At 60.3% G+C, this 23,038-nt stretch carries 19 protein-coding genes; 7 read left to right on the top strand and 12 right to left on the bottom strand.

Annotated features, from left to right (window positions below; all coding sequences use genetic code 11):
- Window positions 1–179: 179 nt before the first annotated feature.
- Both AB7M32_RS02035 and AB7M32_RS02030 read left to right on the top strand, forming a co-directional pair.
- Entirely contained in the window at window positions 180–1,958 is a 1,779-nt protein-coding gene (locus tag AB7M32_RS02035; RefSeq protein WP_454248939.1) for an acyl-CoA dehydrogenase C-terminal domain-containing protein, read from the top strand.
- A gap of 347 nt (window positions 1,959–2,305) precedes the next feature.
- Window positions 2,306–2,464, top strand: a complete 159-nt coding sequence (locus tag AB7M32_RS02030; RefSeq protein WP_038436734.1) for a YqaE/Pmp3 family membrane protein — start codon at window positions 2,306–2,308, stop codon at window positions 2,462–2,464.
- A 139-nt stretch (window positions 2,465–2,603) separates the two neighbouring features.
- Here AB7M32_RS02030 and AB7M32_RS02025 read toward each other — a convergent pair whose 3' ends face one another.
- From AB7M32_RS02025 to AB7M32_RS01970, 12 genes are all read right to left on the bottom strand, one after another.
- Window positions 2,604–4,433 carry a S9 family peptidase gene (locus tag AB7M32_RS02025; RefSeq protein WP_454248938.1) on the bottom strand — a complete coding sequence of 610 codons (1,830 nt, stop codon included), beginning with the start codon at window positions 4,431–4,433 and terminating at the stop codon, window positions 2,604–2,606.
- Window positions 4,399–5,568, bottom strand: coding sequence for a pyrroloquinoline quinone biosynthesis protein PqqE (pqqE, locus tag AB7M32_RS02020; protein ID WP_072405786.1), 1,170 nt, complete (start codon window positions 5,566–5,568; stop codon window positions 4,399–4,401). The genes AB7M32_RS02025 and pqqE overlap by 35 nt, the downstream gene beginning before the upstream one ends.
- Window positions 5,540–5,815 carry a pyrroloquinoline quinone biosynthesis peptide chaperone PqqD gene (gene pqqD / locus AB7M32_RS02015; RefSeq protein WP_060740339.1) on the bottom strand — a complete coding sequence of 92 codons (276 nt, stop codon included), beginning with the start codon at window positions 5,813–5,815 and terminating at the stop codon, window positions 5,540–5,542. Before pqqD ends, pqqE begins: the two co-directional genes overlap by 29 nt.
- The gene (gene pqqC / locus AB7M32_RS02010) at window positions 5,812–6,564 is read right to left on the bottom strand and encodes a pyrroloquinoline-quinone synthase PqqC (protein WP_454248937.1); all 753 of its coding nucleotides are present in this window, start codon (window positions 6,562–6,564) and stop codon (window positions 5,812–5,814) included. Before pqqC ends, pqqD begins: the two co-directional genes overlap by 4 nt.
- Window positions 6,565–6,766: 202 nt before the next feature.
- Window positions 6,767–7,678, bottom strand: coding sequence for a pyrroloquinoline quinone biosynthesis protein PqqB (gene pqqB / locus AB7M32_RS02005; protein WP_454248936.1), 912 nt, complete (start codon window positions 7,676–7,678; stop codon window positions 6,767–6,769).
- A gap of 79 nt (window positions 7,679–7,757) precedes the next feature.
- On the bottom strand, window positions 7,758–7,832 hold the full coding sequence (pqqA, locus tag AB7M32_RS02000; protein ID WP_003177660.1) for a pyrroloquinoline quinone precursor peptide PqqA: 75 nt from the start codon (window positions 7,830–7,832) through the stop codon (window positions 7,758–7,760).
- A gap of 152 nt (window positions 7,833–7,984) precedes the next feature.
- On the bottom strand, window positions 7,985–10,435 hold the full coding sequence (gene pqqF / locus AB7M32_RS01995; RefSeq protein ID WP_454248935.1) for a pyrroloquinoline quinone biosynthesis protein PqqF: 2,451 nt from the start codon (window positions 10,433–10,435) through the stop codon (window positions 7,985–7,987).
- 62 nt (window positions 10,436–10,497) lie between these two features.
- The gene (locus tag AB7M32_RS01990; protein WP_454248934.1) at window positions 10,498–11,292 is read right to left on the bottom strand and encodes a carbon-nitrogen hydrolase family protein; all 795 of its coding nucleotides are present in this window, start codon (window positions 11,290–11,292) and stop codon (window positions 10,498–10,500) included.
- Between the two features lie 12 nt (window positions 11,293–11,304).
- The gene (locus AB7M32_RS01985; RefSeq protein WP_454248933.1) at window positions 11,305–12,987 is read right to left on the bottom strand and encodes a flavin monoamine oxidase family protein; all 1,683 of its coding nucleotides are present in this window, start codon (window positions 12,985–12,987) and stop codon (window positions 11,305–11,307) included.
- A gap of 277 nt (window positions 12,988–13,264) precedes the next feature.
- Window positions 13,265–13,726, bottom strand: a complete 462-nt coding sequence (locus AB7M32_RS01980) for an Lrp/AsnC family transcriptional regulator (RefSeq protein WP_060743121.1) — start codon at window positions 13,724–13,726, stop codon at window positions 13,265–13,267.
- A 35-nt stretch (window positions 13,727–13,761) separates the two neighbouring features.
- Entirely contained in the window at window positions 13,762–16,230 is a 2,469-nt protein-coding gene (locus AB7M32_RS01975; RefSeq protein ID WP_454248932.1) for a hypothetical protein, read from the bottom strand.
- Window positions 16,231–16,337: 107 nt separating this feature from the next.
- A complete protein-coding gene (locus tag AB7M32_RS01970; protein ID WP_454248931.1) occupies window positions 16,338–17,018 on the bottom strand; it encodes a GntR family transcriptional regulator in 681 nt (226 codons plus the stop codon).
- A gap of 285 nt (window positions 17,019–17,303) precedes the next feature.
- On the opposite strand from AB7M32_RS01970, the gene AB7M32_RS01965 reads away from it, so the two are divergent.
- The 5 genes from AB7M32_RS01965 to AB7M32_RS01945 all read left to right on the top strand — a co-directional run bounded on the left by AB7M32_RS01965 (window position 17,304) and on the right by AB7M32_RS01945 (window position 22,994).
- Entirely contained in the window at window positions 17,304–18,389 is a 1,086-nt protein-coding gene (locus tag AB7M32_RS01965) for a phosphotransferase (protein ID WP_454248930.1), read from the top strand.
- A 25-nt stretch (window positions 18,390–18,414) separates the two neighbouring features.
- Window positions 18,415–19,770, top strand: coding sequence for an aspartate aminotransferase family protein (locus AB7M32_RS01960; RefSeq protein WP_454248929.1), 1,356 nt, complete (start codon window positions 18,415–18,417; stop codon window positions 19,768–19,770).
- Window positions 19,771–19,862: 92 nt separating this feature from the next.
- A complete protein-coding gene (locus tag AB7M32_RS01955) occupies window positions 19,863–20,531 on the top strand; it encodes a haloacid dehalogenase type II (protein ID WP_454248928.1) in 669 nt (222 codons plus the stop codon).
- A 267-nt stretch (window positions 20,532–20,798) separates the two neighbouring features.
- Complete coding sequence (locus AB7M32_RS01950; protein WP_454248927.1) at window positions 20,799–21,998, top strand: fumarylacetoacetate hydrolase family protein; 1,200 nt, start codon at window positions 20,799–20,801, stop codon at window positions 21,996–21,998.
- Window positions 21,999–22,181: 183 nt separating this feature from the next.
- Window positions 22,182–22,994 (top strand): MipA/OmpV family protein, encoded by an 813-nt coding sequence (locus AB7M32_RS01945; RefSeq protein WP_454248926.1) that lies wholly within the window; start codon window positions 22,182–22,184, stop codon window positions 22,992–22,994.
- Window positions 22,995–23,038 lie beyond the last annotated feature (44 nt).

Raw genomic sequence — 23,038 nt, 5'->3', positions numbered from 1 at the left:
CACTCAAGCGGTAGCGAGCTCCCTCGCCACGATTAATCTCCAAAATCCTGAGTCGTGACTAAAAATAACAGAACAGTCATTGGTTGACCCTATGTGTCGCAAAAGTTGTTGAGGTACACTCAGGTCATTGCGAAACCGTCTTTTACGAACCCAACTGTTTAGATCCTGCGAGGTTTGCCATGGCTGACTACAAAGCGCCCCTGCGCGATATGCGCTTCGTCCTCAATGAAGTGTTCGAGGTCACGAAACTCTGGGCCCAATTGCCGGTGCTGGCCGACACCGTGGACGCTGAAACGGTCGAAGCGATCCTCGAAGAAGCCGGCAAAGTCACCAGCAAAAGCATCGCCCCCCTCAGCCGCGCCGCTGACGAAGAAGGTTGCCACTGGGCCGACGGCGCCGTCACCACGCCGGCAGGTTTCCCACAGGCCTACAAGACTTACGCTGAAGGCGGTTGGGTCGGTGTCGGTGGTGATCCGGTGTACGGCGGCATGGGCATGCCCAAGGCCGTCTCGGCCCAGGTCGAGGAAATGGTCAACTCCGCCAGCCTGTCCTTCGGCCTGTACCCGATGCTGACCGCTGGCGCCTGCCTGTCGATCAATGCCCATGCCAGCGAAGAACTGAAGGCGGCGTACCTGCCCAACATGTACGCCGGCGTCTGGGCTGGTTCCATGTGCCTGACCGAGCCTCATGCCGGTACGGACCTGGGGATCATCCGCACCAAGGCCGAACCTCAGGCCGACGGTTCCTACAAGGTCAGTGGCACGAAGATTTTCATCACCGGTGGCGAGCACGACCTCACCGAGAACATCATTCACCTGGTGCTGGCGAAACTGCCAGACGCACCGGCGGGCCCCAAGGGTATCTCGCTGTTCCTGGTACCCAAGTTCATGGTCAATGCCGACGGCAGCCTGGGCGCGCGTAACGCGGCCAACTGCGGGTCGATCGAACACAAGATGGGCATCCAGGCGTCCGCGACCTGCGTGATGAACTTCGATGAAGCCGTGGGCTACCTGGTCGGCGAGCCGAACAAAGGCCTGGCGGCGATGTTCACCATGATGAACTACGAGCGTCTGGGGGTTGGCATCCAAGGCCTGGCCTCCGGCGAGCGTTCCTACCAGAACGCCGTCGAATATGCCCGTGATCGCCTGCAAAGCCGTTCGCCCACTGGTGCGCAGAACAAGGACAAGATTGCTGACCCGATCATCGTCCACCCCGACGTGCGTCGGATGCTGCTGACCATGAAGGCCTCGAACGAGGGTGGCCGGGCATTTTCCACCTACGTGGCGATGCAACTCGACACCGCCAAGTTCAGCGAAGACCCGGTCACCCGCAAGCGCGCCGAAGATCTGGTGGCGTTGCTGACCCCAGTGGCCAAGGCTTTTCTGACCGACCTGGGCCTGGAAACCACGGTCCATGGTCAGCAGGTGTTCGGCGGCCATGGTTACATTCGTGAATGGGGCCAGGAGCAACTGGTGCGTGACGTGCGCATCACCCAGATCTACGAAGGTACCAACGGTATCCAGGCACTGGACCTGGTAGGGCGCAAGATCGTCGGCAGTGGCGGTGCGTTCTACCGGTTGTTCGCCGATGAAATTCGCCACTTCACCGCCACCGCCAGCAGTGACCTGGCGGAGTTCACCAAGCCACTGAACGACGCGGTCGGTACGCTGGATGAGCTGACTGAATGGTTGCTGGACCGGGCGAAGAACAACCCGAACGAAATCGGCGCCGCTTCGGTGGAGTACCTCCAGGCGTTCGGCTACACCGCTTATGCTTACATGTGGGCGTTGATGGCCAAGGCGGCCTTTGGCAAAGAAAACCAGGATGATTTCTACGCGAGCAAACTGGGCACGGCGCGGTTCTATTTCGCTCGCCTGCTGCCGCGCATTCACTCTCTGAGTGCTTCGGTGAAAGCCGGCAGCGAGTCGCTGTTTCTGTTGGAGCCTGGGCAGTTCTAAAAACTGACATTGTGTAAGCAAACGCTTACACAATGTACTGGCGTTTTCCCTCTATCGGCAGATTGGATCCAGGGCTAATCTACTTCACATGGACGCCGCGCAGGACGCGCAAAAGTAACAACACGGACACGTAGGATTCTGCCAGGACGGCGGAGTGAAATGGATGTCAGGGAAACAGTCTGCAAAGCCCCGCTTCGGCGGGGTTTTCTTTTGTCTGCGTTTTATATCGTTGCGCAGGGTTGGCCGTTCGGGTCGTCTTTCCTGAGTGTTTTCACTGAACCCTGACGAGCGGTCAGGGGTCAATGAGCTGTATGGCAACGTAGCCATCGCCAATCAGGGAGTCATCCATGGATATCATTCGAATCATCATCGCCATCCTGCTGCCGCCATTGGGTGTGTTTTTGCAGGTGGGTTTTGGCGGGGCTTTCTGGCTGAACATCCTGCTGACACTGCTGGGTTATATCCCAGGCATTGTGCATGCGGTTTACATCATCGCTAAGCGCTGAGGATCTGGCGCGAATTCAATTGCATGGTCTAACCCTGTGGGAGCGAGCTTGCTCGCGATAGCGGTGTGTCAGTCCACGGAAATGTCGACTGGACTACTGCTATCGCGAGCAAGCTCGCTCCCACAGTGTGTTTGGCTTCCTACAGATCGCCATCCATCACCTTGCGATAGAACAACCACTCATGCTCCAGCGCATGGGCCTGGTTCGCGGCTTTGCGAAAACCGTGGCGCTCATCCGGATAGTAGTGCGCCTCGACGGCCACGCCGTTGGCCTGTAAGGCACTGACCATGTCGCGGGTCTGCTGCGGTACCACCACGGCGTCCAGTTCACCTTGGAAAAAGATCACTGGTACACGGATGTTCCCGGCGTGCAGCAACGGGGTGCGGGCGCGGTAGCGTTCGACGTCCTGTTGCGGGTCGCCGATCAGCCAATCCAGATAATCACCTTCGAACTTGTGCGTGGCCCGGCCGAGGGCCACAGGGTCGCTCACGCCATAGAGGCTGGCGCCGGCACGGAAGACCTCATGGAACGCCAAGGCACAGAGGGTCGTGTAGCCACCGGCACTGCCACCCCGGATGAACGCATGACGGCCGTCGATCAGGCCTTGTTCATCCAAGTAGGCAACCACCGCGCAGGCATCCTCCACATCCACCACGCCCCAGTTCAAATGCAATGCCTGCCGATAGGCCCGGCCATAGCCGCTGCTGCCACGGTAATTGAGATCGGCAACGGCAAAGCCACGCTGGGTCCAATACTGGATACGCGGATCGAACAGGGGATAACAGGCCGAGGTGGGGCCGCCGTGAATGAACACCACCAGGGGCGGCTTCGCCTGTACGTTCATGGCCGGGTAAAAGAACCCGTGGGCCTCACCTGACCCGGAGGGATAACGCAGGGTTCGAGGACGGCTGATCTGTTCGACCGGCAATGGCGCGACGCCGCCGGCCAGCACCGCGACTTCATGACTATGCCGCTCGATGGCAATGACCGCCGCCGGGCCGGTCGGCGAGGCGGCAATGGCATAGATGAACCGCTCATCCAGCGCCAGGCTGCGAAAGCGGGTATAGGAGCCGGTAAAGTCCTCACTGGCGTCGTCACCGCGACATAGGCCCAGGCGCCCGAAACCCGCTTCGGTCCAACTCGCCAGGTACGTGTGTTCATCCAGCGGCAGCCAGGTACAGCCACCCAGTTGCCATGGCGCCGGGGCGTGATCGGCTTCGGCGGCGGGCAGTGGTTCCAGGCCTTGGGCCGACTCCCTCCAGGGCTGCCAATAACCACCGCGATCACTCAGGCAATAAAGGCGACCGGCCGCGTCGAAGCGCGGTTGCTGGATGGACTCTTGCTTGCCGTCGCCGGCCACACAGCGTGGCTCGCCCCAACCCGAAGCGTCGCGTTCGGCCAACATCAACCGCGTGGCTGTCCAGGGTTGATGCGGGCGGCTCCACTCAACCCAGGCGAGCCGCTGGCCGTCCGGGCTCAGGGTCGGCGCAGCGTAGAAATCGGCGCCTTCAGCCAGTAGATGTCGTTGATGATCCGCCAACCCGATCGACACCAGGCGATGCTGGTTGGCTTGTTCTTCCACCGCCAACACCTGGCCGTCGGCGAAGCCAAGGTCTCCGTAGCGGCACTCACCGGAGGTCAGCGCCACGGGCTGCCCGTCGCTCAGCGATTGGTGGTAAAGCTGCTGGTCGGTTTCATTGACGAACAGCACGCCGTCATGGCTCAGGCAGAACGACCCGCCGCCGTATTCATAGACCCGGCTGCGGGCGCTGAATCCGTCCGGCGTCAAACAGCGGGCCTCGGTCTCTTGCCACTGCCAGATCCGGCAGGCACCGTCCGCGGGGCGGTATTCATTCCAGAACAAGCCCAAGGGCCCGACCTGCAGTTCGGCGAAGTCGGTGCCGGCGGCAACGGCCTGGGCGGCGCTGAAAGGCTCAGCCTTTAGCGATGAGGCGCGAGTTTCGTTCATTGCGAAAGGCCAACTGTTCAATGGTTTGCGTGGCGTGCTCGGCGTCTTCGCGCGCCTGGAGAATCACCCCGTGATGTTCGGACTTGCTGCACACCGGGTCGGCGTTACTGGCGTCCCCCGTGAGCATGAACGCCTGGCAGCGACAACCGCCAAAGTCCTTTTCCTTTTCATCGCAGGAGCGGCACGGTTCGGGCATCCAGTCATAACCGCGGAAACGGTTGAAGCCGAACGAGTCATACCAGATGTGCTGCATGCTGTGGTCGCGCACATTGGGAAACTGCACCGGCAGCTGTCGGGCACCGTGACAGGGCAATGCCGTGCCGTCCGGCGTGACGGTGAGGAAGATGCTGCCCCAGCCGTTCATGCAGCCCTTGGGTCGTTCTTCATAGTAGTCCGGCGTGACAAAGATCAACTTGCACGGATTGCCTTCCGCTTCCAGCTTGGCGCGATATTCATTGGTGATGCGCTCGGCGCGTACCAGTTGTTCCCGGGTGGGCAGCAGGCCGACACGGTTCAATTGCGCCCAGCCGTAGAACTGGCAGGTGGCGAGTTCGACGAAGTCGGCTTCCAGGGCGATGCACAGCTCGATGATGCGATCGATCTTGTCGATGTTGTGCCGGTGGGTCACGAAGTTCAGCACCATCGGATAGCCATGGGCCTTCACCGCCCGGGCCATTTCCAGTTTTTGCGCGAAGGCTTTCTTCGAGCCGGCCAAGAGGTTGTTCACCTGCTCGTCGCTGGCCTGGAAACTGATCTGGATATGGTCCAGCCCGGCCTTCTTGAAGTCGCTGATTTTCTGTTCGGTCAAGCCGATGCCGGAGGTGATCAGGTTGGTATAGAAACCCAGCCTGCGCGCTTCACCGATCAGCTCGGCCAGGTCCTGGCGCACCAGCGGCTCGCCACCGGAAAAACCCAGCTGCGCGGCGCCCATCTCTCGGGCTTCGCGAAAGACCTTGAACCACTGCTCGGTGCTCAACTCCTTGCCCTGCTCGGCGAAGTCCAGCGGGTTGGAGCAGTACGGGCATTGCAACGGGCACCGATAGGTCAGCTCCGCCAGCAGCCACAGTGGCAGGCCGACTTCCGGCCTGGGCGGCAAGCCGGTGGTGTCAGGCAAGTTCGATCCAGTGCTGTGCACGGGCGACCTCCATGAATTGCTCGATGTCGTCACCGAGTTCCGGCACGTCGGGAAACTGCTTGGCCAACTCGTCGATGATGGCCGCGACATCCCGTTCGCCGTCGATCAGGCCACCGATCAGCGCAGCGCTGTCGTTCAACTTGATCATGCCTTCAGGATAGAGCAGCACGTGGCCTTTCTGGGCCGGTTCGTACTGGAAGCGATAGCCGGGGCGCCAGCGCGGGGTTTGGCTGCGGTCGAAACTCATAAGGTAATTCCTTTGTGCCAAACCCGTTGGTCGGTCACGCTGTGATAGGGCGGTCGATTCAATTCGTAGGCCATGCTCATGGCATCGAGCATGCTCCAGAGGATGTCCAGCTTGAACTGGAGAATCTCCAGCATGCGATCCTGCCCTGCGCGGGTGGTGTAGTGCTGCAAGGTGATCGCCAAGCCATGCTCCACATCGCGCCGGGCCTGGCCCAGGCGGGTGCGGAAGTATTCATAGCCGGCCGGGTCGATCCACGGGTAATGCTGCGGCCAACTGTCCAGGCGCGACTGGTGGATCTGCGGGGCGAACAGTTCGGTCAGCGAGCTGCTGGCGGCTTCTTGCCAACTGGCCCGGCGGGCGAAGTTGACATAGGCGTCCACCGCGAAGCGCACCCCCGGCAACACCAGTTCCTGGGAGCGCAGTTGGTCGGGGTCCAGGCCCACCGCCTGGCCCAGCCGCAGCCAGGCCTCTATGCCGCCATCTTCGCCCGGCGCGCCGTCATGGTCGAGCAGGCGCTGGATCCACTCGCGACGGATTTCCCGGTCCGGGCAGTTGGCCAGGATCGCGGCGTCCTTGAGCGGGATATTCACTTGATAGTAGAAACGGTTCGCGACCCAGCCCTGGATCTGCTCGCGAGTGGCACGGCCTTCATACATCGCCACGTGGTAGGGGTGATGGATGTGGTAATACGCACCTTTGGCACGCAGGGCCGTTTCGAACTCGGCGGGGGACAGGGGGGTGTCAGTCATTTCGGTCTCCGGGGAATAACCGTTGGTTTCGGTGGCGTCAGGGCTGGCCCCATCGCGAGCAAGCTCGCTCCCACACTGGTTGTGTTGTGAATCAGATATCCGGACTACTGTGGGAGCGAGCTTGCTCGCGATAGCGGTGTATCAGTCGGTACCCATGTCGACTGATACACCGCAAGCCCACCCCACATTGGTACCGACCTTCCTACAACTCAATACTCATTCCGTCGTAGGCCACTTCAATCTTTCGGCGTACAAGCTCGGCCCGTTCGGGCGAATCTTCGTCCAGGATCGGGTTGGTGTTGTTGATATGGATAAGGACCTTGCGCTGCTCGGGCAGTTGCTCCAGCACTTGCAGCATGCCGCCGGGGCCGTTCTGGGCCAGGTGGCCCATTTCCCGGCCGGTGCGGGTGCCAACGCCACGGCGCTGCATTTCATCGTCGTCCCACATTGTGCCGTCCACCAGCAAGCAGTCGCTGCCGGCCATGATCGCCAACAATGACTCGTCGACCTTGCCCAGGCCCGGGGCATAGAACAGCTTGCCGCCTGTGCGCAGGTCTTCGACGATCAGCCCTATGTTATCGCCCGGGTGCGGGTCGAAGCGGTGCGGTGAATAGGGCGGCGCGGCGCTGCGCAGGGGCAGCGGGGTGAAGCGCAGGTTCGGGCAGGCAGCGATGGTGAAGCTCTGGTCGAGCTCGATGCGATTCCAGCTCAGCCCGCCATTCCAGTGGGTCAGCATATTGAACAGTGGAAAACCCGTGCTCAGGTCTTCATGAACCATGTCGGTGCACCAGACCTGGTGCGGGCAACCTTCGCGCAGGCTGAGCAGGCCGGTGGTGTGGTCGATCTGGCTGTCCATCAGGATGATCGCGCCAATGCCGGTGTCGCGCAGGGCCCGGCCCGGCTGCATTGGGGCGAAACTCTGAAGCTGGGCGCGAATGTCCGGGGAAGCGTTGCACAGCACCCAGTTCACGCCGTCATCGGACAGGGCGATGGACGACTGGGTCCGCGCCTGGGCCCGCAGGCTGCCGTTGCGAAAACCTGCGCAGTTGGCGCAGTTGCAGTTCCACTGGGGGAAACCGCCACCGGCGGCGGAACCTAGAATCTGGACGAACATGGCTGCTCCATCTGCAAACCGAAATAAAAACGCCTCGGCTGGCGAGGCGTAGTGCTGCGTGCTTAATCGCCTGCAGCAATCAGCGGCTGGCGAAGTACATGGTGACTTCGAAACCGATACGCAGGTCGATATATGCGGGTTTGGACCAGGACATGGGAATACTCCTTTGGTTGGGGGGCTTTGGTTCGATGGAACGGTGGAGACTTATACATATAGTCCACCTCCGTGCGGAGATGTTCAGATGCTTAGGCGCCTATGTTACTAAATCTGACAAATTCGTTCGCCGCGATTCTCGAAGAAAGCTCATTACAGAGGCTGCAATGATAATTGCGCCGCTTGCCAGTGTTCTGGTGGGCAGGCGCCGTTGCTCAGGCAATGCCATCCCCCTTGCGCATCGAGCAAACCTTGGGCGGCAGCCTCGAGCTGGGCGCGATCCAGGCACAGGATGGCAGCAGACAACTGCTCAAGATAATCCGACGAGCGGCCGGCCAGCTTGGCCTGCCAGAGCAATTCGGCGGCTTGGGCGAAGGGCAGGGCACTGCTCTGGAGTTGGGCGGCGAGTGCCTGCTGCTGGCGGGTAAGGGACGCCTCATCAAGCTGCTGGATCAGCGCCGGTAACCCGGCCAGGAATTGCTTGAGGTGGGCGATCAGTTCCGCCGCCGAGAGGCTGGGCGATTGGACGCCGAACAACACCCCGGTTTGCCCATCGACTTGCTTCAATCCGCTGAATACCGCATAACCCACCTGCAACTCGACGCGCAGGCGCTGGTAGAACGGCGTTTGGCACAGTTGTGCCAGCCACCGCCAGGCGGCTTCGTCGGCCAGTGCCGAGGTGGCGGTCGGACAAAACAGCAATACGGCCGATTCTTCACCGTGGGTCTGGAGCCTATGCCAGATACGTTGCCCACGCGGCGCCGTCGCCAGGCTGGCGTCCTCGCCGGCAATGCCCGGCACACGGGCCAGCACCGGGCCAAGCGCCCTTTGGATGGCGGCCGACAGACCGATGGACAGCCCGTCCCAGCGGGCCGTTGTCCAAAGGTTTCGATCGCTGTCGGGCATTGGCAGCGTTGATGATTGCCGGCAATGATTCGGCAGCGCCTTCAACAGCTGTCGAATCGGCATCGACGGAGTTTCGTCACCGGCCTGGGCCATTGGCAGTGGTTGGGCAAGCTTCGCCAGAACGTGTTCGAGCACCAACGGCAGCGGTGTCTGCAAACCGACCAGTTTCAACAGCCATTGATGGGCGGACGCTTCGAAACTGACGTCCACGCCGGCCTGCCGAGCCTCTTCGCGCACATCCTGCAGGTGCCGGTCGAGCCTGGTTTGCAAGTCGAGCGGTGCCTGGGCCGTCAGTTGCCAGCGCAGGTACACCGCGCCTTCGCGACCGCTGTCTGGCAGCGCCTGGCTGAACTGCATGGGCGAGTGTTCCCGCCGGCCCCGGGAGCGATCCTGGGCGAAGGTTCGCAAGCCGCGGTGGGCGCTGGTCTGACCGCGTATCAGCCCGGCGCGAGGCGCTTCGCTTGGTGTTTGCAGGAACGGATTGGGCGCGGGCAGTTGCCAGGGTTCCACGACGGTATCGGCGGGGTGCAGTTGCCTGAGGATTTCCCTGAGCCTCACGAGGTCGTTTGCCAGCAGCGGCGTGTCACGTCCTTCACAGTCCCAGCGGGCCAACTGCAAGGCCGATCCTGTTTCCTGCCGTCGCTGTAGCAACGCGGTGAACTCCTGGCGCAACGGCGCCCAATCGTCCTGGGCGGCAAAGAATCCCAGCCAGTCATGCAGCAACGGCTGGATTTGCGCCGCTGCCTGAGTGTTGCCGTGCTTGAATTCGATGTGCAGCAGCCCTTGTCCGGCAAACTCATACAGCGCAGTGGCCTTGAGGCTGTCAGCCAGGCCGCGCTGACGCAACATGGCGAGCAGGCCGCCCGGTTTGCTGGAGTTCAGCCACGTACAGAGAAAGTCCAGGGCTTGGGGGGAGGCGGCGGGCAACGCTTCGAAGGCGAATAGCAGGTCGAGACAACCTTCTTGGGCCTGTTGATAATGCGTCTGGGACGATGCCATCAGTTTTGGCGGCGACGATCCAGCGACCGCTTCACCGGCCGATACATGGCTGCCGAACCGTTGCGCCAGCGCTTTCAAGACGTCGATGCTTTGTGGGCCGACCAAGCTCAACGTCATCTGGCCGCTCTGGTAAAAGCGGCGATAGAAGTTGTGCAGTGCGGTTTGGAATTCGGCGTGTTCCACGGCGAGGCTGTCGCGATTGCCGGCGTGAAAACCCCGTAGTGGATGGGACGCTGACACGCCGTCATACAAGGCAAGCTGCCGTTGGGCAGCCGCATCCTGGGACCAGGCGATGAACTCCGCGTGCAGCACTTCCCGCTCCCGCAACTGATCAGCTTCGTCCAGGCGTGGCTGGGCGAGCATGTCCCACAGCCGTTCCAGCCCGTCGGCGAAGGTTGCGGGAGGGAGTTCGAAGAAAAAATCCGTGGTGCGTTCACTGGTGCGCGCATTGACCTGACCGCCGTGCCGCTGCACGTAGGCCATCAGATTCTCCCCGGCGGGAAACCGTTCGGTACCGAGGAAAAACAGATGTTCGAGCAAGTGCGCCATGCCCGGCCAGGCCAGGGGGGCGTCATGACTGCCTGCGGCGACGCGCAGTACCGCGGCGCTGCGCTTGAGGCCCGGGACATGACGCAATGTGACCCGCAAGCCGTTGGCCAGGATTTGAGTGTGGGGGCGGAGGGAATCGGGGACCGGCATGGGCGCTTCCAGAACAAGGATGCGCCCATGCTAGCGGATCAGGGCCCTTTCTCAATCCTCAATCAGTGTTTGTGCAGGGCGTCGTAAAGCTCGGGGCGGCGATCGTGCAGGTAGTTGTAGGCCGCGCGGGAGTCGTCCAGCAGTTGTCGATCCAGTTCGCCGACGATCAAGGCCTCGTCCAGCCCCGCTAGCGCCGGGCGACTGCCATTCGGTGCGGCGATGCTGCTTTGGCCACAATACTGCAATTCAGCTTCATGGCCGCAGTAGTTGGCGTACGCCACGAAACACTGGTTCTCGATGGCCCGGGCGCGCACGGTGACGTCGGCGATGAACTCGTAGGGTTGCATGTTGGCGGTTGGCACCAGGATCAGCTCGGCGCCGGCCAGGGCCAGGCGTCGGGCGTTTTCCGGGAATTCCAGGTCGTAGCAGATCAGCAGGCCGAGCTTCCAGCCGTTGAGCTCGACGATGGGCAGCGCTGAGTCGCCGGCGCTGAACATGGCGTGATCAAGGTCGCCGAACAGGTGGCTCTTGCGGTAGTTGGCCAGACGCTCGCCCTGGGCGTCGATCAGTTGCACCGCATTGTAGATCTGCCCGTCTTCGCCACGTTCTGGGTAGCCATAGACAATCGCCAGATTGGCGGCCTTGGCGATGCGGCCGATCTGCTGCGCCCATTCGCCGTTGTAGACCTCGGCCAACACATTCACCGCATCGACGCCGATGTTGTAGCCGGTCATGAACATCTCCGGCAACACCAGCACATCGGCGCCCCTGGCTTCCAGCGCCACTTGGTGCAGGCGGTGCAGGTTGCCGGCCGGATCCAGTGGCAGCGGTGGGCATTGGTAGAGGGCTATGCGCATCGAAAACTCCTTTTATTCAGGCAGGGCGATCGGACCGATCTCGTGGAACACATCACCTGGACCCGGGTTCTCGGCGTGAGTTTCACCGCCGAAGTGCTTCATGATTCCCCACACGGCATTGAGTGAGGTCTGTACCGCGCCTTCAACCCAGGCGGGTGTCCATGAGACGTCATCGCCGGCGATAAAGATCCCGCGTTGTTCGGCCGGCATGTCGTCCTGCATGAAATGCGCGTACATGCGCTGGTTGTAGCGATAGTGGCCGGGCAGGGCGCCCTTGAAGGCACCGAGGAAGTGCGGGTCGGCTTCCCAGGAGACGGTGATCGGATCGCCGATGATCCGTGCGGCGATGTCCACCTTGGGGTAGATCTTCTTCAGGGCATCGAGGGCCAGCTTCACGCGTTTTTCCACCGGATGCGGGAGCATTTTCAGCGCATCGCTCATCCAGGAGTACGACAGGCAAATCACCCCTGGCTTGTCATCGCCGTTGTCGAACAAGTAGGTGCCTCGGGTCAGGCGGTCGGTCAGGGTCATGCTCATCAGGTCGCGCCCGGTTTCCGGGTCCTTGTCCTTCCAGAACGGTCGGTCGACCATCACGAAGGTCTTCGACGATTGCATGTAGCGGGTGCGGTCCAGGGCCATCCACATTTTTTGCGAGAAAAGCGCTTCTTCACATTCGATCTGGGTGGTCAGCAACCAGCTCTGGCACGTGACCAGCACGGCGGCGTACTCGCGGGTGTTTTCCCATACGTCCGTCACGCTGAACCGGCCGTCGGCCGCGCGGGCAATGCGCTTCACGCCGCTACGTGGGGCGCCCAGGTGCAGCGAATTCAGGCTGGTACCTTCCGGCCAGTGCGCACAGCGTTCGGGTACGTGATTCCAGATGCCGTGGGGCACCTGCTCGACGCCGCCGACCACCAGGTGCTGGTGGTCGTCGCAGTTGGTCATCACGACGCGGAAAATTTCCAGCATCGAATTGGGGAAGTCCGAATCCCAGCCGCCCGTGCCGAAGCCGACCTGGCCGAACACTTCGCGGTGCTGGAACGAGAGCTTGGCGAACGCCTTGGAGGTAGCGACAAAGTCGTAGAAAGTGCGGTCGTCCCACAGCGGCACCAAGGTGTTCCACAATTCCTTGAGGCGTGGCACGTCGCGGTCGCGGATCGCCTGCTGGATGTCGCCGAAGCGCGAACCATCCTCCAGCGCATCGGCCCAGGCGTCGGCGACTTCCTGAAACAGTGCGGGCAGGTCCGCCAGTTTCTGTGCGTAATAGGTCTGGCCTTCCAGGTCGATGACCGTGCTGCCGGACGCCGGGGTCAGCGGGTTGGGAAAGGGTTTGGTTTCCAGGCCCAGTTTGTCGACGTAATGGTAGAACGCGGTGGATGACACCGGAAAACGCATGCCGCCCAGCTCGGCAATCACCCCTTCGGCGCCGTTGAACGCCTGTGAGCGCAGGCGCCCACCCATTTTCGACGCCTCGTAGACCACGGGCTTGAGCCCCAGCTTCATCAACTCGTATGCCGCCACCAGACCGGCGATCCCGGCACCGACAATCGCCACTTCCGTACCGTGGTTGTGGGTGGGAATACTGCCCAGGCCCGCCGGATGTTCGATCCAGTCGTCAAAGGCGAAAGGAAAGTCCGGCCCGAAAATGGTGATGGGCTTTTTACCGTCTGCTGGGTGGCGATTGTTCTTGTTCATGGCGGACCTTGATGGACGACTCGACGCGGTGCTCGCGTCTGAGTATAGGAAAGATGCCAGCCATTCTAGGGAGGGTAGGACACGTTAATAAGACACAATATGTCGTCGTTTTGAGTGTAATTACGTCATTTTGATCTGTTCTGAAATCATAATGACGAATCCTGTCCCATGTGGGAGCGAGCTTGCTCGCGATAGCGCCGGTTCAGTCAGCGCTTTCATAAACTGACAGACCGCTATCGCGAGCAAGCTCGCTCCCACAGGTTAAGTCATGCAGGGGCTAGACCGGCTGCCCTCGATCAATCTTGCTGCTGAGGATGATCGAAGTGGTGGTCTTCTCCACACCGTCCACGCTGCCGATCTGGTCCAGCAACTGGTCCAGTTGTTCCGGCGAATCGGTGCGCAGCCAGGCCACGTAATCGAACTCACCGCTGACCGCACACAACTGCTGGACCTGGGCCATGGCGCTCAAGCGTCGCAGTACGTCCTTGCCGGAGCGCGGTTGCACCTTGATGCCCACGTAAGCCTGCAAACCGCCATCAATCACCCGTTGGCCCAGGCGCACGCCATATCCGGTAATGACCTTGGTCTTTTCCAGGCGCGCCAGGCGCGAAGTGACGGTTGTCCGGGCGATACCCAACTGCCGGGCCAGCATGGCGACGCTTTCCCGGGCATTGATTTGCAGGGCCGCGATCAGTTGGCGGTCGATTTCGTCGAGGACGGGAGGGCGAGTGTCAGGCAAGGTGGGCTCCGGCGTGGGCATCGATGGCGAGCATGTTACAGGCTCTCGCGTTCGAAATAGCCAATGGCGGGTAAGGCCAGCGCTCGCCAGGCGGGGGCCAGGTGTCCTTGCGAAGACCTTAGCCAGAAACCGTCCTGGCATACCAGCTGTTCAGCGGGCGCTTGCAGCAAAAGTGTCAGAGGCAATGACTGTACCGAACCAGGGTCGTCATTGTCCTGCGCTTCCCAATCGCGATCAAAACAGCGCACGCGCACTTGATCGTCGTCGAAACCTTCAAGCAGGGGGCGGTTGCCCAGCCATTGCGGATGCACTCGCAACGTGTGCGCCTGGACATCCAGCAGCAGCAACTGCCAGCCTCGATAGCTGCCACACAGCTCGGTCACGTCGGTAGCCATACAGGTAAGGGCCAGATAGCGACCATCCGCCGACCATATCATCGAGGGTGCCAGGTCGCTCAACGCACAGCCTGATGCTGTCAGCAGGTGGCCGCCAAGCCGAGGCGTCCGCGCCCGCACCCAACTGTCGGCATATTCCGTCTCGCTGCCGAACAACCAGGCCGCATCCTGCTGGTTGGGGGCGGGCAGGATGAAGTCTCCTTCGGCATTGGCGACTTGCGGGCGATCCACCAAGCGCCAGGGGGGCATTCTGTGCAGTTGCGAATCGCTCACCTGCAGTTCCACGGTGTCGTAGAACAGCCGGGATTGTTCGTCGGGTTGAAAGAATGAAGGGGCGCTACCGACCTGTGGCGCGGGGATGTTGAAGCGTTGCAGCGCGCTGCTCTCCAGATCTTGATCGAGACGGCCGGCCACCACCGCCAGGCTCAGCCGGCCCGCGCGGAAATCGAGCAGGCGAGCGACCCACATCGCGGGCCCCTGCAGTAGCTGTCGCTCCTTCAGATCGGCAACCACCCCGTGGGTCGCGACCGTCGTGGCACCGTCGAAGGGCAGCAGGGCCAGGTAACGCCGGCAATCGGAGACCCGATGATCCAACAACCAGCGGCCGGGCAATTGCCAATCGCCGATCTGACAGCGATAACCGCCCAGCCCGTCGGGATTATCGCCAAGCCAGGTCAGCCGTGCGCGCACTCCGTCCTGCATCGGCTGCGTTTCGATGAATGAATCGCCGCGCTGGCCTTGGCTGTCCAACGGCATGGCGATGGTCATGCGGGTCAGCGCAAATTCGCCCACTTGCACGCGACCTTGGGCGTCGTGACCGACCTGGATTTCGGTGTCGCCGTGGATGCTGTCCAAGCGGTAGCCATAACGCCCGGAGCCCGGTCGCGGATAGTCAAGATACGAGCCGATCTGCACATGGCTTGCGTCGAGACCGAGCAACTCGTGCCAATAGAACGACGGTTCTGCTCCGCTCTTCACCCAGGGCGAGGGCAGGGCGCGCCAGCCCTGGTCGAGCTGCCACAACCAATACTGGTCGCCGTCTGCATGAGGGGTTTGTTCCTGGGCCAGACACACCAGGGCGCGTTGATCGCTGCTCCATACCAACGGCGCATCGGCCGCCATCAGCAGGCCGGCCGGTTGCCCGTTGACGCTGATGGTATAGCGCGGTGAAACCAGCGGTTCCAGCGGCTGGGCCAGGTCGCGAAATGTCGCGGGCAAGACAATGTTGCCCCGCAGGCAGTGCTGGCCATCCGCAGAGCGCCGCTCGAAGGTATGTTGAAGCTGCTCGGGATGCCAGTCGGAGTCCAGCCATAGGTCGGCGAAGGGAACCAAGTGGGTAACGCTGGCCGTCTGGAACAGCTCATCCAGTCGGATTTCGCGAACGCTGTCGTCCACCAGTGGGCTATGGCGCCCGCTCAACACGCCGAGATCAAAAGCGTCCAACTCCCAGAGTTCGCTGTCGGCACAGCGGTACACCTGGCGCTGTTGACGGTCGAGGACGACCAGCCCCCAGTTCTGCCGGGACGGTACGGTTGCCGCAAAGTAGCGGCCGTCGCGGGAGAACATTGACGAAGAGCCAAGGCCTTGCAGGAGCACGCCGTCGGGGAACAGATAGTCACAATAAGTGGGGCCACCCATGGCGATTTCACTGTGGTTGAACACTCGGATCGGCTCGCCTTCAGGCGTCAATTGCGGCTCGCTTCCACCCCAAGCACTGGCGCCTTTGCCGGAAACGGACGTCAAACCCAGGCGCCGCTCCCAGGCACTGACACACGCCAGCCCGCCGCCGATGCTGGCGATGGCCGCCAGGATGCCCCACCACTCAGGCAAGGCCCGACCCACACTGAAACCCAGGCCGAACACGGCGCCGACGATCAACCTGCCACAGACTCGCCCGGCCGACAGAAAACCGAATCGTGCGGCAAGCCCCATCAGCAGGCCGAAGAACAACACCGCCAACAAAGCCAATGGAGGCGGCAATATCGTGACGAAAAAAGCCGGCACCAGCAGGATGCCGAGTTGCCAGAACAGTTCAAGAAACAGTCGGGAGAGGCTGGGGCTGGCGATGATGGTTATCTCATTGGGGGCTTTAAGGGGCAGGCTGGGCATGGGGAATCAGGTGCTGATTCATGGCTTGTATCCGCACGCGCTGTTTGTCTCGGGGCGCTAATGGACAACTGAATGCTGCACCACCGTTAGCTCGCTGACTTTATCCTTCAGGATCGCCGGCGTTCGAAATGCGCTCGTAACAGCTTTGTACTCAAGTCTTCCCAATGCTCGACAAATGCTGCGCGTGCAATCTCGAAGTCTCTACTGCGCAGGCACTCTATCAAGTGTTCATGATCGGAGACGATCTGCTTGGGATCTTCATAGCAAGGTTGTTGCAGCACCAGCAGCAGCTCAATCTCGCTCTCCAGCATTGCATAACTTCGTTGCAATCGCGGACTGCCACTGGCGCGGATAATGGCCCGATGAAAGTCACCATCGGCGATGACAATTTCCGAACGCGGCGCATTGGCAGGGGTAACACGCAGTTTTTCCACGGCGCTCAGTGCATCCGGTGGAATAACGCCGCTCAGAATAATCATCCGTACCGCTTCAGTTTCCAGTACCCCTCGCAACCTGGCGATATCCACGATTTCGTTCGGTCCGAACTCGGGTATGCAAAACCCGCGATGAGGCACCTTCAGCAGCAAGCCGAATGAAACCAGCAGTTGGGCTGCGCTGCGGAATGTGTTGCGCGCGACGTCGTACTCCTCCGCCATTTTTACGTCCCGCAGAAACTCACCGGGCTCGAAGTCACCGTTCAGGATCCTGGCTTTGAGCTTTGCAGCCAGCACCTCGACCGCCGAGAGCTTGGCTGGCTGCGTTTCAACGTTCGCGCTGGAAATCATCATCGTTATACATGACCAGGGTAGGGAGCTCGGCTGGGGGCGATTCTATATGTCTGGGCTGTATCGCACCAGAGGCGTACCTATGTAGTCATAAAATTGTTCAACAATTATCTGTTTCCTTGAAAATAATAAAATATTTTTTATCATTAAAATCAACATGTTGTATGTTGATTTCAACTGTATCATCAAATTCCGCGTATTTTTTTCTTTCAATTCTAAAAATTGTAGCACAATATTTGGCCATCAAAGACGTACGGTGATGGCTTGTCCAAGGCCCGGAGTTCAACGATGCGAGTGATTCGGAAAGACGGGTTCAGTGAGGAGCTTGCGGCACTGCAGGGAGATCTGGCAGCCCCTTTCTCCCCTGTTTCGGTCGAGGAAGGCGGGCGGATTCTGCGAGACCGCTTTGGGATCGAGGCTGATCTGACGCGATTCGCAACGGAAAAAGACGATACGTTTCGATGCGACAGTTCGGACGGGCAGTCTTACGTTCTTAAAATTGCCAACCCCCAGGAAGCACCGCTGGAACTCTCGCTGCAAATTGAAGTGATGCGGCACATTGAGCGCAAGGCGCCGCAGCTGCCGATTCCCAGGGTTTATCAATCTCTGGACGGGGAGTACCTGGCTCGAATTGAAACGAGTCATGGCGAGACAAGGCAGGTGAGGTTAATGAGCTTCCTGCCCGGCACGCCTTTGGATAAAACCAGTGTGGACTTGCAGGGGCGAGAGCGTATCGGCGAATTACTTGCCCGCCTCAGGCTTGCCACTGCCGACTTCTCTCACCCGGGAGAGTCTCGGAAGGTGTGCTGGGATGTGCAAAACCTGAGGACGCTGGAGCCTTTGTTGAAGTGTGTGCCTGAGCCGATGCGCCGACAGCAATTGGAAAGGGCCCTCGAACGATTTGCTGATGTTGAAGGCTTGATTGCGGGCTGTCGAAAACAAGTACTGCACAACGACTTCAATACTTCAAACATCGTCGTTGATGCGCACAATCCGCAAGTTGTCAGCGGAGTGATTGATTTCGGCGATGCGGTCAAGACAGCCATTGCCATTGATGTATCCACGGCAATGATGAACCAGTTAGGGGCGGGGGGAGGGAGCAGCGAAGTTGATATTTTCGCCCCGGCAAAAGATGTTCTAAGAGGGTATTTGCGTGTTGCCGACCTAACCCCCGAGGAACTGTCCCTTATCCCGCACCTTGCCATGGCGCGCCTGATCACCAGAGCCTTGATAACCACCTGGCGATCGCAGCTTTTCCCGCAAAACAGTGCGTATATCTTGAGGAATGCCGCGCCGGGATGGGGCCAGCTTGGCTGGATGCTTAACCGATCTGCGTCACAAATGTCCGAACTTCTGATGTCCTTCGCTGATTGATTCATCCTTGTTAGAGGGGATTTAAATGAGCCATTTAAAAATCGAGGCTGTCCGCGGTGATATGCCTAACGGATTCAATCCTGCCAATACCGATCATCTGGACGCCGCGGCGCGCGAGCATATTCAGCGCCGAGCCAATCTTTTAGGACCGGCTTATCGGTTGTTCTATAACGAGCCGGTGGGTGTTGCTCGCGCCAAAGGCGCTTACCTGTACGACAAGGACGGCAATGAGTATCTGGACGCCTACAACAATGTCGTGTCAGTTGGGCACTGCCATCCCCGTGTCGTCGCTGCGATAACTGAGCAGTTGAGTACCCTGTGCAGCCATACAAGGTACATGCAGGATGGGATTCTTGATTATGCGGAGCAGCTGCGTGCCACCGCAGATGGTGAGATGGGCACTGACGGTCATTTGATGTTCACCTGCAGCGGTTCGGAAGCCAACGACCTGGCCATTCGCATCGCGCGCCATCACACCGGGAATACCGGCGTCATCGTCACGGCCGAGGCTTACCACGGAAACTCTGCAACCGTGGCCGCTTTTTCACCCTCGCTAGGCGCCAATGCCAAGCTTGATCCATTTGTTCGTCGGGTACCCGCTCCGGATTCTTATCGCATTCCCCGTGAAGCACTGGGCCGGTACATGGCGGACCAAGTCTCTGCGCAGATTCGGGATATCCAGCGCCATGGCGGTGGAATAGCGGCGTTCATTGCTGACTGCCTGTTTTCCTCGGATGGCCTGTTCTGTGATCCGGTGGACGTATTCGGTCCCATTGCCGAGGTGGTGCGCAAAGCCGGGGGTCTGTTTATTGCCGATGAGGTTCAGTCAGGATTTGGGCGAAGCGGAACACATTTTTGGGGGCACCAGCGTCATGGTGTCGTGCCGGACATCATCACGATGGGTAAACCCATGGGCAACGGCTATCCCGTGGCGGGGTTGATGGTGCGCCCGGAAGTGGTCGCAGGTTTTGGGCGTGACATGCGTTATTTCAACACCTTTGGCGGCAATAGCGTCGCGATTGCGGCTGCCCAGGCCACCCTCGACGTTATTCGAGAAGAGCAACTCATGGCCAACGCCAACCGTGTCGGCGGCCTGATCATGGCAGGTCTTAAAGACTTGGCCACGCGGTATGAGCAGATTGGTGATGTTCGAGGCACGGGCATGTACTTTGGCGTCGAGTTGGTCACCGACAGGGGCAGCAAAGCACCCGACATGAAAACCGCTCTGCAGCTGGTTAACCGCTTACGTGAAAAGCGTGTGCTTATTTCCGCCACCGGGCCTGATGCGAGCATTCTGAAAATTCGCCCGCCATTGATATGGACTGAAAAAGAAGCTGGCCGGCTCCTTGATGCATTGGAAAGTGCTTTTTCCGAGTTGTAGAGCGCCTGCCAGCTTCATCGGCAACGTTTGCCGAGGCCGATCTGTTAAACGGTGATTCGTACCCAGTAGCCCGACCATTTAGGACCGCATTCATGAGTATTCTTCGACCCAAGTACATTACCTTCGACTGCTACGGCACGTTGACTAACTTCAAAACAGCAGCCCTGACGCGTGAGCTCTTCGCCGATCGCGTCACCGCCGGGCAGATGGATCAATTCATCAAGGATTACGCGGCCTATCGTCTTGACCAGGTGATGGGGGATTGGCGCCCTTATGATGAGGTGCTTAAGACCGCCCTGGCACGGACTTGCAAGCGTTGGGGCATCGAGTACCGGGGCGAAGGCCAGCGGTACTACGACGCGGTGCCGAGCTGGGGGCCGCACCCTGATGTGCCGGATGGCCTGGCGAAAATCGCCGGTAAGATTCCATTGGTGATCTTCTCCAATGCCATGGACGAGCAAATCATGTCCAACGTCGACAAGCTCGGCGCGCCTTTCCATAAGGTCTTCACCGCCCAGCAGGCCCAAGCCTATAAGCCGCGCTTGGCCGCCTTCGAGTTCATGCTCGATAACCTCGGTTGCGGGCCGGAGGATGTTCTGCACGTGTCCTCGAGTTTCCGTTATGACCTGATGTCGGCCCACGACATGAAAATCAAGCACAAGGCCTTCGTTGCCCGTGGGCATGAGCAACCGGCGAATGCCGCCTTTGGCTACCACCAGATCCCGGACATCGGCGGGCTGGCGGGGTTGGTCGGGTTGTAGTCTCAGGCGATTCTCTCAAAACTGGCAGAGGAGGCCGTCCGGCGTAGGGTGCACATCTATGAGAATGCGCCCGTGCTTGGCCTCGCGCGCCAGGTGGGCACGGTGCATCAGGTGAAGACGTTGGGCGTCTCTGGGAGGGTTGGGAATAACAGGCGTGGATGACCAGGGCGACCACCCTCTCAAAACGCCAAAGCCGCGCAATCCTGATCTGCATGTCGGCTCACGCCACGACTGCGGACGACAAACCAACGACAACAGGTCAACAGAATGGATGCCACCCATCAGCCCATTCCGAGCCTTCCTATGTCCTCAAAAAGAACGGTCGTACCTGCATTGGCACTGGCAGTCGCGATGATCATGCCCACAATGAAAAGTATCGCGGCGCCAGCAAGTCCGGCTCCAGCCACCACACGTATGTTGGCGCCCCTGGAAACCGCGCACACCTTTGCACAGGTGCGAAAAGGCAACATCCCCAGTACGCTTTTGATCGTCGCCCTGTCCGACGCCGGCGTAATGGCGATCGACTTGAGCGAGTTGACCGGCCTGCACAGTGCTGACGCGTTCGACGTCATCAGCCGTTTCACCACCGCGCAGCTCGATGCGCTGGTCGGGCAGCGGTCGAAAATGCAAACACACTCCTACGCACGACTGCTCGGGGTAGGGCCTCGCGGCCTGGCGCATATCGCCGCGGGCACGAATTATCCGGAGCATGGCAAGGAAGTGGGCGTAGACGAAGCGTTCCTGTTCCCCAAGATTTCACCCGCCAGCGGCCCGCGCTCAACCATGGTTGCACCGGTGGGTGCCTTGATGGACTACGAAGTCGAGGTGTGCGCAAGGTTTGACCGCGAGGTGAGATCGCTAGCGGACTTCGATGAAGCACGTAAAGGGTTCTTTCTTTGTGGGGACTTCAGCGACCGAGCGACGTTGGTCAGGCATATCAACTTGAAGGATGTCACTTCCGGGGACGGTTTCCCGGATGCAAAGAGCGGGAGCGATCGCTTTCCCGTGGGGCCTTTCCTGGTCGTGCCCAAGGACTGGAAAGCCTTTCTCGCCGATGTCGTCATCGAGACCTATGTCGATGGCGCCCGTCGTCAGCAAGCCAGCGCGGGCGACATGATCAAAGACCTTCGCACGATTGTTCAGGAAACACTGGCGCAGGCGAAAACCCGTACCTGGTCGTATCAAGGCGGCCGTATCCCAATGGTCGATCGCCCGGCCATCGGCACCGGCAGTGCCATCCTCACCGGGACAGGCGATGGCGTGATCTTCAAGGAGCCTGGTCCGGAAGTGATCAATGAGCTCATGGCCGCGGGCAATCGGGCTCAACAGCTGGGCGTGATCGAAAAATACCTGGCAGGCGAGCTGAGCAAGGGGATCTACCTTCGCCCAGGCAGCAGCGTGCGCTATTACAGTAATTATCTGGGCTCAATCGACACCGACGTCATTTCCGCCAGTCCCTCGAAATAACCGCCCCGATCACCGGTGCGGCAGCGAAGCCGCGCCGGTGAGGGGGATCTCGCATCGACATTCACGTTCCACGCCTGCGTCACCTCATCGCGAACCCAGCGACATTTCAACGACACCCGTAGTCCAGAGTTCGACCTGCAGGCGGCCTTGGCCCCATTCATCGACCCCATGTCAGGTACTGCAATGAAATATTCGCTGATCCTATCCGTGATGCTTTGCGCCACTTCCAGCGCCGTCAAAGCCCAATCCTCCAGCGCCGATGCCACCCTGGGTCTCTCGCAACAAGCGTCAGACGCCCGTTGGGGGCTGGGTCTCGGCACAGCAGTATCAAGCGGTGTATATGCCGGGCAGGATACGCAACTGACCCCTTTCCCCCTCATCACCTATGAAGGTGAGCGCTTTTTCTGGCGTGGCATCGCCGGGGGCGCGCATCTGTTCAAGTATGATGGCCTGACCGTCGATGCAACGCTGTCTGCGCGCATGGATGGCATTGATCGATCAGATTTCGGGCGACGCGAGCTGGCAGAGCGCGGCATCGATCGTTCCCTGCTCGATGACCGTGACGATGGGATTGACCTGGGAATCGCCGCCACCTGGGCTGGGACGTATGGGCAGCTTGAGTTCGATGTCAAAGGTGATCTCAGCAGCGCGAGCGATGGCTATGAAGCTGGGGTGAAATACGGTTACCCGATCCAGTGGGGCCAGAGCAGCATCACGCCCAATGTGGGTGTCTCCCACCTATCAAAAAAACTCGCGAACTATTATTACGGTACGCTTCCCGGAGAAGTCGCGCGAGGCGTTGTCGACTACCGGCCCGGCAGTTCGACAGTCCAGCGAGTCGGCCTGGATTTCTTACGGCCATTTGCGGACCGCTGGGCATTTATCGCAAACGTTTCGTACGAGCGTCTCCCCGGAAAAATCACCGATAGCCCGTTGGTGGACAAGGATACAAATGGTGCGGTGTCGGCGTTCTTCGGAATATCGCGAGGGTTCTGATCGGCACGGGCCTCGACTTTCCTGCACATTCTTTGAGTTTTGAG

The organism is Pseudomonas sp. R151218B TE3479, assembly GCF_053629195.1.
This window is presented reverse-complemented; position numbering and strand designations above follow the sequence as displayed.

What these genes read in the sequence shown, in the direction of transcription:
- AB7M32_RS01950 (WP_454248927.1), top strand. Translation starts at nt 20,799, where the DNA reads ATGGATGCCACCCATCAGCCCATTCCGAGCCTTCCTATGTCCTCAAAA.
- pqqB (WP_454248936.1), bottom strand. Translation starts at nt 7,678, where the DNA reads ATGTTCGTCCAGATTCTAGGTTCCGCCGCCGGTGGCGGTTTCCCCCAG.
- AB7M32_RS01985 (WP_454248933.1), bottom strand. Translation starts at nt 12,987, where the DNA reads ATGAACAAGAACAATCGCCACCCAGCAGACGGTAAAAAGCCCATCACC.
- AB7M32_RS02030 (WP_038436734.1), top strand. Translation starts at nt 2,306, where the DNA reads ATGGATATCATTCGAATCATCATCGCCATCCTGCTGCCGCCATTGGGT.
- AB7M32_RS01955 (WP_454248928.1), top strand. Translation starts at nt 19,863, where the DNA reads ATGAGTATTCTTCGACCCAAGTACATTACCTTCGACTGCTACGGCACG.
- AB7M32_RS01945 (WP_454248926.1), top strand. Translation starts at nt 22,182, where the DNA reads ATGAAATATTCGCTGATCCTATCCGTGATGCTTTGCGCCACTTCCAGC.
- pqqD (WP_060740339.1), bottom strand. Translation starts at nt 5,815, where the DNA reads ATGAGTTTCGACCGCAGCCAAACCCCGCGCTGGCGCCCCGGCTATCGC.
- AB7M32_RS01960 (WP_454248929.1), top strand. Translation starts at nt 18,415, where the DNA reads ATGAGCCATTTAAAAATCGAGGCTGTCCGCGGTGATATGCCTAACGGA.
- AB7M32_RS01970 (WP_454248931.1), bottom strand. Translation starts at nt 17,018, where the DNA reads ATGATGATTTCCAGCGCGAACGTTGAAACGCAGCCAGCCAAGCTCTCG.
- AB7M32_RS01975 (WP_454248932.1), bottom strand. Translation starts at nt 16,230, where the DNA reads ATGCCCAGCCTGCCCCTTAAAGCCCCCAATGAGATAACCATCATCGCC.
- pqqC (WP_454248937.1), bottom strand. Translation starts at nt 6,564, where the DNA reads ATGACTGACACCCCCCTGTCCCCCGCCGAGTTCGAAACGGCCCTGCGT.
- AB7M32_RS02025 (WP_454248938.1), bottom strand. Translation starts at nt 4,433, where the DNA reads ATGAACGAAACTCGCGCCTCATCGCTAAAGGCTGAGCCTTTCAGCGCC.
- AB7M32_RS02035 (WP_454248939.1), top strand. Translation starts at nt 180, where the DNA reads ATGGCTGACTACAAAGCGCCCCTGCGCGATATGCGCTTCGTCCTCAAT.
- pqqF (WP_454248935.1), bottom strand. Translation starts at nt 10,435, where the DNA reads ATGCCGGTCCCCGATTCCCTCCGCCCCCACACTCAAATCCTGGCCAAC.
- AB7M32_RS01990 (WP_454248934.1), bottom strand. Translation starts at nt 11,292, where the DNA reads ATGCGCATAGCCCTCTACCAATGCCCACCGCTGCCACTGGATCCGGCC.
- AB7M32_RS01965 (WP_454248930.1), top strand. Translation starts at nt 17,304, where the DNA reads ATGCGAGTGATTCGGAAAGACGGGTTCAGTGAGGAGCTTGCGGCACTG.